The sequence below is a fragment of the Streptomyces aidingensis genome, from assembly GCF_900112355.1.
In the GTDB taxonomy this organism is placed as follows: domain Bacteria; phylum Actinomycetota; class Actinomycetes; order Streptomycetales; family Streptomycetaceae; genus Streptomyces; species Streptomyces aidingensis.
On the sequence record NZ_FOLM01000014.1, the window covers coordinates 71,259 to 85,476 of the forward strand.

Genomic DNA, 14,218 nt, shown 5'->3' on the forward strand with positions numbered 1-14,218 from the left:
GTGAGCGCTCTTCCGCTCAGGCCAGGAACGCCGGGGTGCCCGCGGGCAGGATAAATCGGAACCGCGCGCCGCCGCCCGAGGAGCGGCCGACGGTGACGGTGCCGCCGTGCGCCTCGACGATGCCCTTGACGATGTACAGGCCCAGCCCGGTGCCGCCGCGGCCACTGCCGCGCCAGAACCGCGTGAACACCCGGTGCACGACCTCCTCCGGGATTCCGGATCCCTGGTCGCTCACGGTCACGGCGGTGCCTTCCTGGCGGTTGCGGTCGGGGGGGTGCGGCTCCACTTCGATGGTGATGGTGCCCTCGCCGTGCCGCAAGGCGTTTTCCAGCAGGTTGCCCAGCACCTGGTCGACCTTGTCCGGGTCGGCCCACAGCCGCGGCAGCTCGGGGGCTATGCGCAGCACGAAACGTTCCGCCGGGGCGCCGTTGTTCACCAGGATCTTGACCTGGCGGCGGGCGGCCTCGTCCAGCCGCACCGGCTGCCGGCGGATCTCCAGCCGGCCGGAGTCGATCCGGGAGACGTCCAGCAGATCGGTGATCAGCCGGGTGACCCGGTCGGCGTCACCGTCCACCGTCTGCAGCATCAGCCGCTTCTGCTCGTCGGTGAACCGGTCCCATTTGTCCAGCATGGTGGCGGTGAAGCCCTTGATGGAGGTCAGCGGGGAGCGCAGTTCATGGGCGACGGTGGCGATCAGCTCGGCGTTGGACCGCTCCACCCGCTGCCGGGCCTCGGTGGAGCGCAGGCCCACCACCAGCCGGCCGACCGGACCGCCCGGGTGCTTGCGCACATAGCGGGCGGTGACCAGCACCTCCCGGCCGCCGGGCAGCAGCAGATTGCGCTCCGGCTGGCCGTTGCGGGTGGACAGGCCGTGGTAGGGGTCGGTCACCTGCCACCAGGGCCGGCCGTCCGGATCCTCCAGCGGCAGCGCCTCGTCCAGGGGGCGGCCGACCAGTTCGGCGGGCGGCAGGCCGGTCAGCCGTCCCGCCTCGGCGTTGCAGCAGATCACCAGGCCGAGACCGTCCGCGATGACGAGTCCGTCGGGCAGATCGTCGGGTTCCAGCTCCAGCTCGCCCGCGCCGACGTGCTTCTCCATCCCCGTCGTGTCCCCTCTCGTACCCCCGGTGGCGGTCACCCTACTAGGCGCAGCCGCTGTCACGGCAGCCTTGTGGAGGAGCTCGCGGAGGCCCCGGGGACGGCGCGCTGCGCCCGTGCCGAGGCATAGAGGCAGACCGCGGCGGCGGTGGCCAGATTGAGGCTCTCGGCACGGCCGTGGATGGGCACGGCCACCACGGCGTCGGCCAGCTCCCGGATCTCCCCGGGCAGCCCCCATGCCTCGTTGCCGAAGAGCCACGCGGTGGGCCCGGCCAGCCGCCCGGCATCCAGCTCGGCGTCCAGACCGGCGTCGCCGGCACCGTCGGCGGCCAGCACCCGGACCCCGGCGGCGGACAGTTCGCGCACCGCCTCGGCCACCGGCACACCGGTGGCCACCGGGAGGTGGAACAGGCTGCCGGCCGAGGCGCGCACCGCCTTGGGGTTGTAGGGGTCGACCGAGGCGTCGGTGAGGACCACCGCGTCGGCACCGGCCGCGTCGGCGCAGCGCAGTACCGTACCGGCGTTGCCCGGGTCGCGGACCTGCGCCAGCACCGCGACCAGCCGGGGACCGGCGGCGGCGATCTCGGCCAGCGGCCGGTCCAGGAAGCGGCACACCCCGACCACGCCCTGCGGGGTCACGGTCTGGGACAGCCCGGCCACCACCGCCTCGTCGGCCACGGAAACCCGGGCGCCGGCGGCCCGGGCGGCGTCGAGCAGCTCACCGTGGCGCACGGCCGCGGCCGGGGTGGCGAACAGCTCGGCCAGGGCGGGGGTGCCGTCCGGGGCGCGATGGGCGGCTGCCTCGCGCACCGCCTGCGGGCCCTCGGCCAGAAAGCGGCGCTCCTTGCCCCGGAAGCTCCGCTTGGCCAGCCGACGGGCCGCGACCACGCGCGGGGAGTGGGCGGAGGTCAGCTCGGCGTGCGGACCCATGGTCGGCGGCTCACTTCCTGGTCTTCCGGATCGTGGTCCCGGCGGGCGGGCGGGGGGCGGCGGTCCGGGGGCCGGAACACGGCGGACCCGCAGGCGCACTCGCCTGCGGGTCCGTGCGGTACCGGCCCGGGACGGGCGGGGTCAGGCGGCGGCCCGGGGGGCGTTGACGTCCTCCGGCAGGGCCTTCTGCGCCACCTCGACCAGCGCGGCGAACGCGCCCGGGTCGTTGACCGCGAGCTCGGCGAGCATCTTGCGGTCCACCTCGACCTCGGCGGCCTTCAGGCCCTGGACGAAGCGGTTGTAGGTCATGCCGTTGGCGCGGGCCGCGGCGTTGATCCGCTGGATCCAGAGCTGGCGGAAGTCGCCCTTGCGCTTCTTGCGGTCGTTGTAGTTGTAGACGAAGGAGTGGGTGACCTGCTCCTTCGCCTTGCGGTACAGACGCGACCGCTGACCGCGGTAGCCGCTGGCCTGCTCCAGGATCGCCCGGCGCTTCTTGTGGGCGTTGACTGCCCGCTTGACGCGTGCCACTAGTGAACTCCTTGTAGCGGGGCCGCGGGATGCGCACGCGGCCCGGAAACGGTTGAGGTCCCGGTCGTCACTCCCGCGCCCGGGGACGGCGGCCGTCGGGGGCCGCCGGGGGGCGCGCGGGAGTCACTTGCCGAGGAGCTTCTTGACGCGCTTGGCGTCGCCCGGGGCGGCCTGCACGGTGCCGGCGAGCCGGCGGGTCAGGGTCGACGGCTTGTGCTCCAGGTAGTGCCGGCGGTTGGCGCGCTGGCGCATCACCTTTCCGGAGCCGGTGATCTTGAAGCGCTTGCCAGTTCCGGTGTGCGTCTTGTTCTTCGGCATCTCGCCGTGACTCTCCTCATCCGTGGCGCCCCTCGCCCGGCCTTCCGGCCGGCGCGAAGAGCGCCGGGTGTATCGCTTGCCGTCCGGTGACAGCGGGGCGGGCGGGCGTCAGGCCCGGGCGCGGCCCTGCTGCTGCTGTTGCTGCTGTTGCTGGCGCTCCGCCTTGCGGGCCGCCTGCGCCTCCCGGGCCTCGGCCATCGCCTCGGTCTTCTTCTTGTGCGGACCGAGAACCATGATCATGTTCCGGCCGTCCTGCTTGGGGTTCGACTCCACGTACCCCAGCTCCTGGACGTCCTCGGCGAGCCGTTGCAGCAGCCGGTAGCCCAGCTCGGGGCGGGACTGCTCACGGCCACGGAACATGATCGTGACCTTGACCTTGTCCCCCTGCTTCAGGAACCGGACGACATGACCCTTCTTGGTCTCGTAGTCGTGCGGATCGATCTTCGGCCGGAGCTTCATCTCCTTGATGACCGTGTGCGCCTGGTTCTTGCGCGCCTCACGGGCCTTCATGGCCGACTCGTACTTGAACTTCCCGTAGTCCATGAGCTTGCACACGGGCGGGCGGGCATTGGCCGCCACCTCGACCAGGTCCAGGTCGTATTCCTGTGCGAGCTCCAGGGCCTTGGCAAGCGGCACGATGCCGACCTGCTCACCACTGGGACCGACGAGTCGCACCTCGGGGACGCGAATCCGGTCGTTGATGCGGGGCTCGGCGCTGATGGGGCCTCCTCGGTTGCGCCACACGACCGCCTGGACGACAGCCGTGTCAGTCACGTCTTCTGCGGACCACCCGGCGGGGAAATGCCGACAAGCCCCGGGCGGGCGCATGCGGTCGGCTCCGAAACAACAGACCCGGAGGACCGCCGCGGACACTGCCACGGGGCGATGGTCTGACCATGACCCGCCGGCCGACGGGCCGGTCAGGTGGGAGAATCGGAGCCTCCACTTGCGGGCCGGACGCAACTTCCATCCGGCCGGTCGTCTACCAGGTTACACCACGGGCGGGAAAGCCACGCACCGGGCGGGCCGCGGCCTCAGCGCACCGGGCCGGTGAACTTCTCCCCCGGGCCCTGCCCGGGCTCGTCCGGAACGGTGGAGGCTTCGCGGAAGGCGAGCTGGAGCGATTTCAGACCGTCCCGCAGCGGCCCGGCGTGGAACGAGCTGATCTCGGTGGCGCCCGCGGTGACCAGCCCGGCCAGCGCGGTGATCAGCTTGCGCGCCTCGTCCAGGTCCCGGTGCCGCTCGCCGTCCTCGGCCAGGCCCAGATTGACCGCCGCGGCGCTCATCAGGTGGACCGCCACGGTGGTGATCACCTCGACCGCGGGGACGTCGGCGATGTCCCGGGCGGCGGCGTGCTCGGCGGCCGGCACGGACGGGCCGGCGCTGGGATCGGTCATGCCGGCCACCCTACGGGACGCGCCGGTAGAGCGGTGCGCCGGGCAGCGGGGTGCCGGACGGCAGCACGGCCAGCCGCAGGCCGCGGGCCAGCCGGGCGCGCAGCACCGGGTCGGCGGCCAGCGCCGCCGCCAGCCGGCGCACCGCCGCGGCCGGCCCCCGGTCCTCCGGCCCGCCGTCCGCCGGGCCGCCGTCCGGGCCCAGCACCACGGCGAGGGTGCCGTCGGCCTCCCCGCCGGGCACCAGATGCGCGGTGCGCACGGCGGGCTCGGCGGCGAGCAGGGCCCGCAGCGCCTCGGCGACCTCCGGACTCCGGGCCGGGGCCCCGCCGGAGGCGAAGGCGCGCAGCGCCGGGCCGGTGAGCTGGTAGGCGACCGGCCCGGCGAGGTCGACGACCAGGGCCTCTGCCTTCTCCTGCACGGCCGCGGCGAGCGCCTGCCCGGCGGTGACGGCCACCGGACGGGCGTCGGCGCGCCAGCGGGCCAGGGCGCCGGCGGAGGTGAAGACCGGCAGCGCGCGTCGCCCGCCGGGGTCCTGGAGGGTGAGCAGGGCCATGTCGCTGTGCTTCTCCCGGCGCCGGCCGTCGGGACCGGTCTCCGCCTCGCCCAGCACGGCCACCACCGGGACCAGGAGGCGGGAGCGGGCGAGCGCGGCGAGCAGCCGCGGCTCGGTGGCCGGCTCCCGCGCCCACTCGGCCAGCGCCCGGCTGACCTCGGGATCGGCCGACCCGTCGTCGTCCGCGAACGCCGGCCGAGGAATGTTCATGCCCACCCCACGACCCTAACCCGGCCCCGCGCGCGCTCTGCCGGACCCGGTGGCGGGTACGGCGCGCAGGGCCGCCCGGGTGGTGTTCCCCCGTGGTGAAGGAGGGGACGGCCGGGGGGAGTTGGGCGGGGAGGGGAGGAAGTGTCCGGTATTCCGTTACCGGTTCGTCATGGAGCACCGATGACTAGGGCTGGTGTGCGATATAGCGTCGTCGCCATGTCCCGATTCGTGCCCCGGCCGCGGTCCTGGCGCGGCCCTCCGGCCCTGGCGGTGCAGGCGGCGCTGGCCTCCGGGGTGCTGGCGGTGACGGTCGGCGGGGACAGCGCCGTGGGAGCGGCGGCGGCCCGGACGGCGGAAGCGGCGGACACCGCGGTCCAGCAGGCCGTGGACCAGGCGGCGGGCGACCGGTGGGACGCCGCGGCGCCGGAGCACTCGGTCACCGGCGAGCGGCGGGGGATCGCCGCGGCCGGCGCGGACGCGCTGCTCGCCGAGCGGCTGGCGCCGCTGCTGGCGGATCTGGCCGGCACCGCGACCCGGCTCGGCGTGGCGGTCCTGGACCCGGTGACCGGCCGGTCCGCGGTGCACGGCACCGGCCGCTTCGACACCGCCAGCATCGTCAAGGTCGACATCGTGGCCGCGCTGCTGCTGCGCGCCCAGGACGAGGGCCGGGAGCTCACGGACGCGGAACTGGCCGAGGCCGCGGCGGCGATCCGCTACAGCGACAATGCCGCCACCGACGAGCTGTGGCGGCGGCTGGGCGGCGCACCCGGGCTGGACGCGGCCAACGAGCGGCTCGGGCTGTCCGCCACCACCGGCGGCGAAGGCGGCCACTGGGGTCTGACCCAGACCACCGCCGCGGACCAGATCGCCCTGCTGCGGGCGGTCTTCCAGTCCCCCTCGCCGCTGCACGCCTCGTCGCGCGAGCTGCTCCAGGACCTGATGGGCGAGGTGGCCGCGGAGCAGCGGTGGGGCGTTTCGGCGGCCGGCAGCGGCGGGCCGAAGGGCCCGCTGGAGATCAAGAACGGCTGGCTGCCGCGCACTCCGACCACGCTCTGGGACGTCAACAGCATCGGCCGGGTGACCGTGGCGGGCCACCGCTATCTGGTGGCGGTGCTCTCCGACGGGCACCTCACCTGGGAGCGCGGCAGGGCGGTGGTGGAGGAGGCCGCCCGGGCCGCGGTGGCGGCCCTGCGCGCCGCTCCGGAGGGCTGAGCCGGGTCCCCCGCCGCCCGCGGCTCAGTGCGGGCGGGTGCGGCGGAAGAGGAAGACGGCACCGCCCAGCAGCAGCACACCGAGCGCCCCGGCCAGCGGCGCCAGCCAGGGGGTGGAGCGCGTGGCGGCCGGATCCGGCCCGGGCCCGGCGCCGAAGTATGTCTCCGGATACGGTTCGGCGGCCGGCACGGACGGTTCCGGCGTCAGCCCGGCGGCGGCCTCGATGGCCGCCGCCGGATCCACCAGGCCGCCGCCCAGCCGGTCGTCCCGCCCGCCCTCCGGCGCGTTCTGGGCGGTGCCGGCCAGCAGCCCCTTGATCTGCGCCGGGGAGAGCTCCGGATAGGCGGAGCGCAGCAGCGCCACCGAGCCGGAGACGAAGGCGGCGGCGGCGCTGGTGCCCCAGCCCTGCATATAGCGGTCGCCGGGCGCGGCGATGATCACGTCCTTGCCCGGGGCGCTGACCGTGGCGTACCAGCGCTGGGTCGAGAACGGGGCGCGGGCGCCGCTGCGGTCCACCGCGGTGACCGCGATCACCCCCGGGTATCCGGCCGGGTAGGAGACCGGGTCTCCGGACTCGCCGCCGTTGCCGGCCGAGGCGACCACCACCACGCCCCTGGCGAGTGCGTACCGGATCGCCGCGTCCTCCTCGGGGTCGGGGTGCGCCGAAGGGCTGTCGTCGCCGAGCGACAGATTGATCACCTCGGCGCCCTGGTCCACGGCCCAGCGGATGCCGTCGGCAACGGCGTTTCCCGGGGCCTCGCGCTCCTCCGCCCGGGCCGGGTCGTCCTCCTCCAGCAGCACCCGGACCGGGAGGATCTCGGCCTCGGGCGCCACCCCGATGATCCCGGAGCCGGAACCGGCCCCGTGGCCGCGGCCGGCGATGATGCCGGCCATGGCGGTGCCGTGCCCGGCCCAGTGCTCGTCGCCGGGCTCGGCCCCGTGGGTGACGAAGTCGCGGCCCTCCAGCACGGCGCCGGCCAGATCGGGATGGCCGGCGTCCACCCCGGTGTCCAGCACGGCCACGGTGACGCCGGCGCCGCGGGTGGTCCGCCAGGCGGCCGGCGCGTTGATCGCGTCCAGCGCCCAGCGCTGCTGGTCACGGATGGTGTCGGCAACGGCCGGTGCGGTGCCGGCGGGCGTCGCCCCGAGGGCCAGGGCGGTACCCAGCAGCAGGGCGAGGAGTGCGGTCGGCCGGTGCCGGGCGAGGCGGCGGGTCACCGTGGTTCCTCCGTGGCGTGCTGTGCGGCCTTGCGGAAGCGCCGTTCGACGCGGTCGGCGATGCCCTCGGCGTCATGGGCGAGTCCGGCCAGCGCCACCACGCTGTCCTGCCCGGCGGCGGTGGCGGGCCCGGCCGGCCGCGGCGTCTCCACCGGGCGGCCGTCGGCGAAGCCGGTGACCGCGTAGACGACCACCGGGGCCTTGGGCAGGGCCCGGATGGTCCAGGTGGCGCGCTGGGCGTCGCCGAAGCCGGCGGTGGCGGGGTTGTCCCCGGGGAAGGTGCGGGGCAGCAGGTCGGCGCGTTCGGCCAGGCCGTCCCGGTCGAGCCGGGTGCGCAGCGCGGCCATGTCGGCGGCGTCGGCCTCGGTGAACAGCATGCCGACGGTGGTGACGGTGGTCCGGGTGTCGTCCAGATAGGTGGCGCGGAGCAGACGGTGGCAGCCGAGCGGGTCGAGGACTTCGGCGAGCAGCGGGTCGAAGGCGCCGGCGCAGTCGTCGTCGGGGGCGACGGCGGCCCGGATCCAGCGGCGGTCGGCGCTGCCGGGGCCGGCCCCCTCGCCGGTCAGCTCGGGCGGGAAGAGGGTGTCCACGGGGAGTTCCTGCCAGAGCCCGCGGACGTGTTCGTAAGTCTGCCCGGCATCGGTGGGGCCGCCGGAGCCGCCGGACAGCAGCACGCCGGTGATCGCGCCGCCGAGCAGCCCGGTGCCCAGGACCAGGCAGGTGAGGGCGGCGGCGAGCCGGAGTCCCTGGCGCTTGCGGGGCGGGGCGGCCGGCACCGGCCGGGGCGCCGGACCCGGCACGGGCACGGAGGGCACGGGTGGGACGGGTGGGACAGCGGGCACGGCGGGGGCGGAGCGGCCCGGAGCACCGCCGGCCCGGTCCGCGGCGGGGCGGGCGGGCGGTCCTCCGGCGGGCCGGGGCGGGACCCGGAAGGTGCCGGTGGCGGCCGGTCCCCCGGCATTCCCCCGGGCGGTGCGGCCGGCATCGAGGCGGCCGGTGCCGGTGCGGGTGGTCCCGGCGGGCTCGGCGCGGGGCGCCGGACGGCGCGCCGGTGCCGGTGGCCCCTCGGGGGCCGGGCCGGGCAGGCGGAGCGGCACCGTGGGGCGCTCCACCGGGCGCACGGAGCCGCGGTCGTCCGGCGCGGCGGGCCGGGACGCACCGGTCGCGGCGGGACCGGCCGGCGCGGTGGCCGGTGCGGTGGCCGCTGCCGTGGCCGGTGCGGTGGCCGGGGGCGGGGGTATCGGCGGGCGCGGCGCGGCGGCGGAGCGCTCCGGGGCCGCACCGGGCCGGGGGCGGGGCGGGGGCACGGCCGGAGCAGGGGGCACGGCGGGCGGCGGGCCCTCCGGACGCCGCGGCGCCAGCGGCGGCGTACTGCCGGGCCGCCGCCCCTGCTCGGTGTTCATGTGGTAGCCCCCTGAAGCCGGTTGACCGCCTGGTGCGTCTGGTGGGGTCACTTTACGGTCGACGGCCGGAACACGGGTACCGGGTCCACCGCCGCGGAGCGCGCTTTCCGGCCGTCACATGCGTGTCGGTGCTCACACCGGGCACGGTGGCCCCGCCGCCGGCGGCTCACTCCGGGGTCACATAGGCGGCCGAGATGCCGCCGTCCACCATAAAGGCCGCGGCGTTGACGAACGAGGCGTCGTCGCTGGCCAGAAAGGCGACCGCGGCGGCGATCTCGTCGGCCTCGGCGAACCGCCCCATCGGGATGTGCACCAGCCGGCGGGCCGCCCGTTCCGGGTCCGCGGCGAACAGCTCGGTGAGCAGCGGGGTGTTGACCGGCCCGGGGCAGAGCGCGTTCACCCGGATCCCCTCCCGGGCGAACTGCACACCCAGTTCCCGGGACATGGCCAGCACCCCGCCCTTGGAGGCGGTGTAGGCGATCTGCGAGGTGGCCGCGCCCAGCACCGCCACGAAGGAGGCCGTGTTGATGATCGAACCGCGGCCCTGGCGCCGCATGTACGGCAGCACCTCCCGGCAGCACAGGTAGACCGAGGTGAGGTTGACCGACTGCACACGCTGCCAGGCGTCCTGGCCGGTGGTCAGGATCGAGTCGTCGTCCGGCGGCGAGATGCCCGCGTTGTGGAAGGAGATGTCGAGCGAGCCGTAGGTGTCGTGGGCCGCGGCGAACAGGTCGGCCACCTGCCCGGCCTCGGTGACATCGGTGCGCACGAACAGCCCGCCGGCCTCCTCGGCGGCGGCCCGCCCGGTCCGCTCGTCGATGTCCGCGCACACCACCCGGGCGCCCTCGGCGGCCAGCCGGCGGACGGTGGCCAGCCCGATGCCGCTGCCCGCGCCGGTGACCACGGCGGTGCGGCCGGTCAGCCGGCGGCAGACGGCGGCCGGGCCGGGGGTGGTGGTGCTCACTCAGTCCTCCTCGGTGGAGATGAAGACGTTCTTGGTCTCGGTGAAGGCGGCCAGCGCTTCGGGGCCCAGCTCACGGCCGAGCCCGGACTGCTTGTAGCCGCCGAACGGGGTCCAGTGGCGCACGCTGCTGTGCGAGTTGACGGAGAGGTTGCCCGCCTGCACACCGCGCGAGACGCGCAGCGCACGGCCCAGGTCGCGGGTCCAGACCGAGCCGGACAGGCCGTACTCGGTGGCGTTGGCCAGCCGGACCGCCTCGTCCTCGTCCTCGAACGGGGTGACCACGGCGACCGGGCCGAAGACCTCCTCCACGGCGGCGCGCCGCGGCGCCCGGTGGGCCTCCAGCACGGTGGCCGGATACCAGTAGCCCCGGCCCCGGGGCACGGTGCCGCGGATGGCCGCCGGATGGTCCTCGGGAACATAGCCGCGCACCCGGTCCCGCTGCGCCGCGGAGATCAGCGGGCCCATCCCGGTGGCCGGGTCGGCCGGATCGCCGGCCCGGACCGCCAGCACGGCGGGTTCCAGCAGTTCCAGGAACCGTTCGTAGACCGGGCGCTGGACGAGGATGCGGCTGCGCGCACAGCAGTCCTGGCCGGTGTTGTCCAGGAAGGAGCCGGGGGCGGTGGCGGCGGCCCGCTCGATGTCGGCGTCCGCGAAGACGATGTTGGGGCTCTTGCCGCCCAGTTCCAGGGTGAGCCGCTTCACCCGGCGGGCGCAGGCGGCCATCACCGCCCGGCCGGTGGCGGCGGAGCCGGTGAAGACCACCTTGGCCACCTCCGGGTGCTCCACCAGGGCGGCCCCGGTGACCCCTCCGGCGCCGGGCAGCACCTGGAACAGGTCCTCGGGAAGCCCGGCGGCCGTTGCGAGATCCGCCAGCCGCAGCGCGGTGAGCGGGGTGGCCTCGGCGGGCTTGAGCAGGACGGCGTTGCCGGCGGCCAGGGCCGGGGCGGCGCCCCAGGCGGCGATCGGCATGGGGAAGTTCCAGGGCGCGATGACCGCCACCACGCCGAGCGGTTCGGCGAAGGTCAGGTCCACGCCGCCGGGCACCGGGATCTGGCGTCCGGTCAGCCGCTCCACTCCCCCGGCCGCGTACTCCAGCACATCCCGTACCTGGCCGGCCTCCCAGCGGGCGGTCGCGGCGGTGTGGCCGGCCTCGGTCACCTCCAGCCGGGCGAGCTCCCCGGTGTGCGCGTCCACCTCGGCGGCGAAGCGGCGCAGCAGGCGGGCCCGGTCGGCGGGCGGCAGCGCGGCCCAGCGCCGCTGGGCGCGGACGGCCCGGCGGACGGCGGCGCCGGTCTGCCCGGGGGTGGTGCCGGGCACGGTGGCGACCGGCTCCTCGGTCGCCGGGTTGGTCACGGTCAGCTCGTGGCCGGCCTCGGGATCGGGGGCGGGCTCACCCGCGGGGTGGTGGGGCACGGCGGACTGCCTTTCGGGCTCTCCCGCCCGCCGGGGGGGGCGGGCGCGGCGGATCACATGCGTTCGAAGGAGCGGAAGCGTTCCCAGTCGGTGACCGCGGTGTCGTACGCCTCCTGCTCCACCCGGGCCATGTTGTGGTAGTGCTCCACCACCTCCTCGCCGAAGGCGTCCCGGGCCAGCGCGCTGTCCCGCCACAGCGCCGCGGCCTCCCGCAGGGTGGCCGGCACCCGCTCGGCGCCGGCGGTGTAGGCGTTGCCGGTGCACGGCTCGGGCGGTTCCAGGCGCTGCCGGACGCCGTGCAGCCCGGCGGCGATCATCCCGGCCACCGCCAGGTAGGGGTTGACATCGCCGCCCGGCAGCCGGTTCTCCATGCGCAGCGAGGAGCCGTGGCCGACCACCCGCAGGGCGCAGGTGCGGTTGTCCGGTCCCCAGGCGACCGCGGTGGGCGCGAAGGAGCCCGCCCGGAACCGCTTGTAGGAGTTGATGCCGGGGGCGTGCAGCAGGCTCAGCTCGCGCAGCGCGGCAAGCTGCCCGGCGAGAAAGTGCCGCATCACGGCCGACCGGCCGTCCGCGGCGCTCGCGTCGGCGAAGACCGGACGGCCGCCCCGGTCGCGCAGCGAGAAGTGGATGTGGCAGGAATTGCCCTCGCGCTCGTCGAACTTGGCCATGAAGGTGAGCGCCATGCCCTCCTGGGCGGCGATCTCCTTGGCGCCGGTCTTGTAGACGGAGTGCTGGTCGCAGGTGGTGAGCGCGTCGGCGTAGCGGAAGGCGATCTCGTGCTGGCCCAGGTTGCACTCGCCCTTGGCCGACTCCACGGTCAGGCCGGCGCCGGCCATCTCGTTGCGCAGCCGGCGCAGCAGCGGTTCGACCCGGCCGGTGCCCAGCACCGAGTAGTCCACGTTGTACTGGTTGGCCGGGGTGAGGCCGCGGTAGGCGGCGCGCCAGGCGTTCTCGTAGCTGTCCCGGAAGACGATGAACTCCAGCTCGGTGCCGACCAGCGCGGTCCAGCCGTACTCGGCCAGCCGGCCGAGCTGACGGCGCAGCATCTGACGCGGGGAGGCCGCCACCGGCGAGCCGTCGTGCCAGGCCAGGTCGGCGGTGATCATGGCGGTGCCCGGGTGCCAGGGGATCCTGCGCAGGGTGGCCGGGTCGCCGTGCAGGGCGAAGTCGCCGTAGCCGCGCTCCCAGGAGGACATGGCGTAGCCGTCCACGGTGTTCATGTCGGTGTCCACGGCGAGCAGATAGCTGCAGCCCTCGGTGCCGTTCTCCAGCACCTCGTCGAGGAAGAACCGGGCGGCGAAGCGCTTGCCCTGGAGCCGGCCCTGCATATCGGTGAAGGCCAGGACCACGGTGTCGATCTCGCCGGTGCCGGTGAGGTCGCGCAGTTCCTCGACGGTGAGCGGGGGCGTGCGGTCTGCCACGGCTGCCTCCCTGTCGGCGGTGACGGGGCGTCATAAGGTAACCGTGCGGGCCGCCGGCCGGAAAGCGGACCCGCGGTGAACGGGCGCCCGTGCCGTGGACGGCAGGGGCGGCGGGGACGACGGGGACGGAGGTGGCGGGTGTGCCGGGCGCCCGGCCGCTGATCGGGATCAGCACCTATCTGGAGGACCGGGTCCGCTGGGGGGTGTGGGAGCTGCCGGCCGCACTGCTGCCGGCCGGCTATCACCGGCTGGTGCAGCGGGCCGGCGGGCTGGCGGTGCTGCTGCCGCCGGACCCGGCGGCCGGGGCCGCCGCGGCGGCCGTGGCCCATCTGGACGGGCTGGTCGTCGCGGGCGGCCCCGATGTGGAGCCGGCCCGGTACGGCGCCCGGCCCGATCCCCGCACCGGCCCGCCGGCCCGGCAGCGGGACGCCTGGGAACTGGCGCTGATCCGGGCCGCGCTGGCGGGCGGGGTGCCGCTGCTCGGCATCTGCCGGGGGATGCAGTTGCTCAACGTGTCGCTGGGCGGCACGCTGGTCCAGCATCTGGACGGGCACCGGGGCCCGGCCGGGACCTTTGTCACCCACCCGGTCAGGCCGGTGCCGGGCACCCGGCTGGCCGCCGTGCTGGGCGACGCGCCCCTGGCCGTGCCGGCCTGCCACCACCAGACGGTGGACCGGCCCGGCGCGGGGCTGACGGTGTCGGCACGGGCCGAGGACGGCACCGCCGAGGCGCTGGAACCGGCGCCGGACGGGCCGCACCGCTCCGGCGCCTTCGTCCTGGGAGTGCAGTGGCATCCGGAGACGGGCGAGGACCCGAGGCTGGCCGAGGCGCTGGTGCGGTCCGCGTCAGCGCGCGGCACCCGCGGCTGACCGCGCCGCGCCGCCGTCGTGCGGGACCGGCTGCCGGGGGTCCCGCCACACCGTGGCCGACAGCCCGAACAGCACGGCGCCGGCCAGCACATGGACCGCGCTGATCACCGGCGAGTCCGGCACCGGGGCGAGCAGCGCCAGCAGCGGCAGCATCACGGCGTAACCGAGCGCGGCGATCCGGGGGAACACCCCGGCCCGCACCATGTCGATGCCGAACATCACGCTGCCGGTCAGGAAGAGCACCATGGCGCCCAGCACGGCCCCCAGCGTCGGCCCGGACATCACCTCCTCCGCCACCTCCTCGGTCACGAAGAACAGCACCAGGTTCAGCGCGAAGGCCACGCCCGCGAACAGGCACAGCCCCAGCAGGTTGACCGCGTAGGCCAGGGTGGCGAACCGGCCGCCGTCCCGGCTCCGCCGGCGCTGCTGATGCAGATACAGACCGGTGAGCGTCGGGGCGCCGAGGGCGGTGCCCAGCCCGACCACAAAGCTGGTCACCGTGGTCTCCCCGGTGAACGCCTCCACCACGCCGGGCGCCCCGATGGACAGCGCCAGCACCAGACCGCAGGCCGCGCCGAAGCGCGACAGCCATATTTCCGGCATCCGACCGGACCCCTTTCTCCGTTTTTTCTCGGTTGTTATCGGCTTGTCCCGGCTTCTCTCCGCTCCGCTCCTCAGGGGGAAGCC

15 protein-coding genes are annotated in these 14,218 nt (G+C 75.4%); 2 read left to right on the forward strand and 13 right to left on the reverse strand.

What is annotated here, in order from left to right; genetic code table 11:
• Positions 1-16: 16 nt before the first annotated feature.
• The 7 genes from BM242_RS22345 to BM242_RS22375 all read right to left on the reverse strand — a co-directional run bounded on the left by BM242_RS22345 (position 17) and on the right by BM242_RS22375 (position 5,031).
• Positions 17-1,096 carry a sensor histidine kinase gene (locus tag BM242_RS22345; RefSeq protein ID WP_093840691.1) on the reverse strand — a complete coding sequence of 360 codons (1,080 nt, stop codon included), beginning with the start codon at positions 1,094-1,096 and terminating at the stop codon, positions 17-19.
• Between the two features lie 59 nt (positions 1,097-1,155).
• Positions 1,156-2,025: a TrmH family RNA methyltransferase gene (locus BM242_RS22350; protein ID WP_093840692.1), complete on the reverse strand. Its 870-nt coding sequence runs from the start codon at positions 2,023-2,025 to the stop codon at positions 1,156-1,158.
• Between the two features lie 141 nt (positions 2,026-2,166).
• On the reverse strand, positions 2,167-2,553 hold the full coding sequence (gene rplT, locus BM242_RS22355; RefSeq protein ID WP_093840693.1) for a 50S ribosomal protein L20: 387 nt from the start codon (positions 2,551-2,553) through the stop codon (positions 2,167-2,169).
• Positions 2,554-2,676: 123 nt separating this feature from the next.
• Positions 2,677-2,871 (reverse strand): 50S ribosomal protein L35, encoded by a 195-nt coding sequence (gene rpmI, locus BM242_RS22360; protein ID WP_093840694.1) that lies wholly within the window; start codon positions 2,869-2,871, stop codon positions 2,677-2,679.
• Between the two features lie 108 nt (positions 2,872-2,979).
• Positions 2,980-3,615, reverse strand: a complete 636-nt coding sequence (gene infC, locus BM242_RS22365; RefSeq protein WP_093840695.1) for a translation initiation factor IF-3 — start codon at positions 3,613-3,615, stop codon at positions 2,980-2,982.
• Positions 3,616-3,905: 290 nt separating this feature from the next.
• Entirely contained in the window at positions 3,906-4,268 is a 363-nt protein-coding gene (locus BM242_RS22370; protein ID WP_093840794.1) for a DUF1844 domain-containing protein, read from the reverse strand.
• A gap of 10 nt (positions 4,269-4,278) precedes the next feature.
• On the reverse strand, positions 4,279-5,031 hold the full coding sequence (locus tag BM242_RS22375; RefSeq protein ID WP_175541528.1) for an SseB family protein: 753 nt from the start codon (positions 5,029-5,031) through the stop codon (positions 4,279-4,281).
• A gap of 216 nt (positions 5,032-5,247) precedes the next feature.
• On the opposite strand from BM242_RS22375, the gene BM242_RS22380 reads away from it, so the two are divergent.
• Positions 5,248-6,243, forward strand: coding sequence for a serine hydrolase (locus tag BM242_RS22380; protein ID WP_093840697.1), 996 nt, complete (start codon positions 5,248-5,250; stop codon positions 6,241-6,243).
• A 24-nt stretch (positions 6,244-6,267) separates the two neighbouring features.
• Here the strand turns inward: BM242_RS22380 and mycP are convergent, their stop codons facing one another.
• From mycP to BM242_RS22405, 5 genes are all read right to left on the reverse strand, one after another.
• A complete protein-coding gene (gene mycP / locus BM242_RS22385; RefSeq protein WP_093840698.1) occupies positions 6,268-7,461 on the reverse strand; it encodes a type VII secretion-associated serine protease mycosin in 1,194 nt (397 codons plus the stop codon).
• Positions 7,458-8,864 carry a hypothetical protein gene (locus tag BM242_RS22390; RefSeq protein ID WP_175541529.1) on the reverse strand — a complete coding sequence of 469 codons (1,407 nt, stop codon included), beginning with the start codon at positions 8,862-8,864 and terminating at the stop codon, positions 7,458-7,460. Before BM242_RS22390 ends, mycP begins: the two co-directional genes overlap by 4 nt.
• Before the next feature lie 166 nt (positions 8,865-9,030).
• The gene (locus BM242_RS22395) at positions 9,031-9,828 is read right to left on the reverse strand and encodes a 3-oxoacyl-ACP reductase (RefSeq protein WP_093840699.1); all 798 of its coding nucleotides are present in this window, start codon (positions 9,826-9,828) and stop codon (positions 9,031-9,033) included.
• Entirely contained in the window at positions 9,829-11,241 is a 1,413-nt protein-coding gene (locus BM242_RS22400) for an aldehyde dehydrogenase family protein (RefSeq protein WP_093840700.1), read from the reverse strand. It abuts the gene before it with no gap.
• 53 nt (positions 11,242-11,294) lie between these two features.
• Entirely contained in the window at positions 11,295-12,662 is a 1,368-nt protein-coding gene (locus BM242_RS22405) for a glutamine synthetase family protein (RefSeq protein ID WP_093840701.1), read from the reverse strand.
• A gap of 140 nt (positions 12,663-12,802) precedes the next feature.
• Between BM242_RS22405 and BM242_RS22410 the strand changes: the two genes are divergently transcribed.
• A complete protein-coding gene (locus BM242_RS22410) occupies positions 12,803-13,531 on the forward strand; it encodes a gamma-glutamyl-gamma-aminobutyrate hydrolase family protein (protein WP_093840702.1) in 729 nt (242 codons plus the stop codon).
• On the opposite strand, the gene BM242_RS22415 is transcribed toward BM242_RS22410, so the two are convergent.
• A complete protein-coding gene (locus tag BM242_RS22415) occupies positions 13,508-14,134 on the reverse strand; it encodes a hypothetical protein (protein WP_093840703.1) in 627 nt (208 codons plus the stop codon). The two genes, BM242_RS22410 and BM242_RS22415, sit on opposite strands and share 24 nt — an antisense overlap.
• Positions 14,135-14,218 lie beyond the last annotated feature (84 nt).

Excerpts from the sequence above, each read along its gene's own strand:
- BM242_RS22380 (WP_093840697.1), top strand. The coding sequence starts at position 5,248 with ATGTCCCGATTCGTGCCCCGGCCGCGGTCCTGGCGCGGCCCTCCGGCC.
- BM242_RS22415 (WP_093840703.1), bottom strand. The coding sequence starts at position 14,134 with ATGCCGGAAATATGGCTGTCGCGCTTCGGCGCGGCCTGCGGTCTGGTG.
- rpmI (WP_093840694.1), bottom strand. The coding sequence starts at position 2,871 with ATGCCGAAGAACAAGACGCACACCGGAACTGGCAAGCGCTTCAAGATC.
- BM242_RS22370 (WP_093840794.1), bottom strand. The coding sequence starts at position 4,268 with ATGACCGATCCCAGCGCCGGCCCGTCCGTGCCGGCCGCCGAGCACGCC.
- BM242_RS22390 (WP_175541529.1), bottom strand. The coding sequence starts at position 8,864 with ATGAACACCGAGCAGGGGCGGCGGCCCGGCAGTACGCCGCCGCTGGCG.
- BM242_RS22345 (WP_093840691.1), bottom strand. The coding sequence starts at position 1,096 with ATGGAGAAGCACGTCGGCGCGGGCGAGCTGGAGCTGGAACCCGACGAT.
- BM242_RS22350 (WP_093840692.1), bottom strand. The coding sequence starts at position 2,025 with ATGGGTCCGCACGCCGAGCTGACCTCCGCCCACTCCCCGCGCGTGGTC.
- BM242_RS22375 (WP_175541528.1), bottom strand. The coding sequence starts at position 5,031 with ATGAACATTCCTCGGCCGGCGTTCGCGGACGACGACGGGTCGGCCGAT.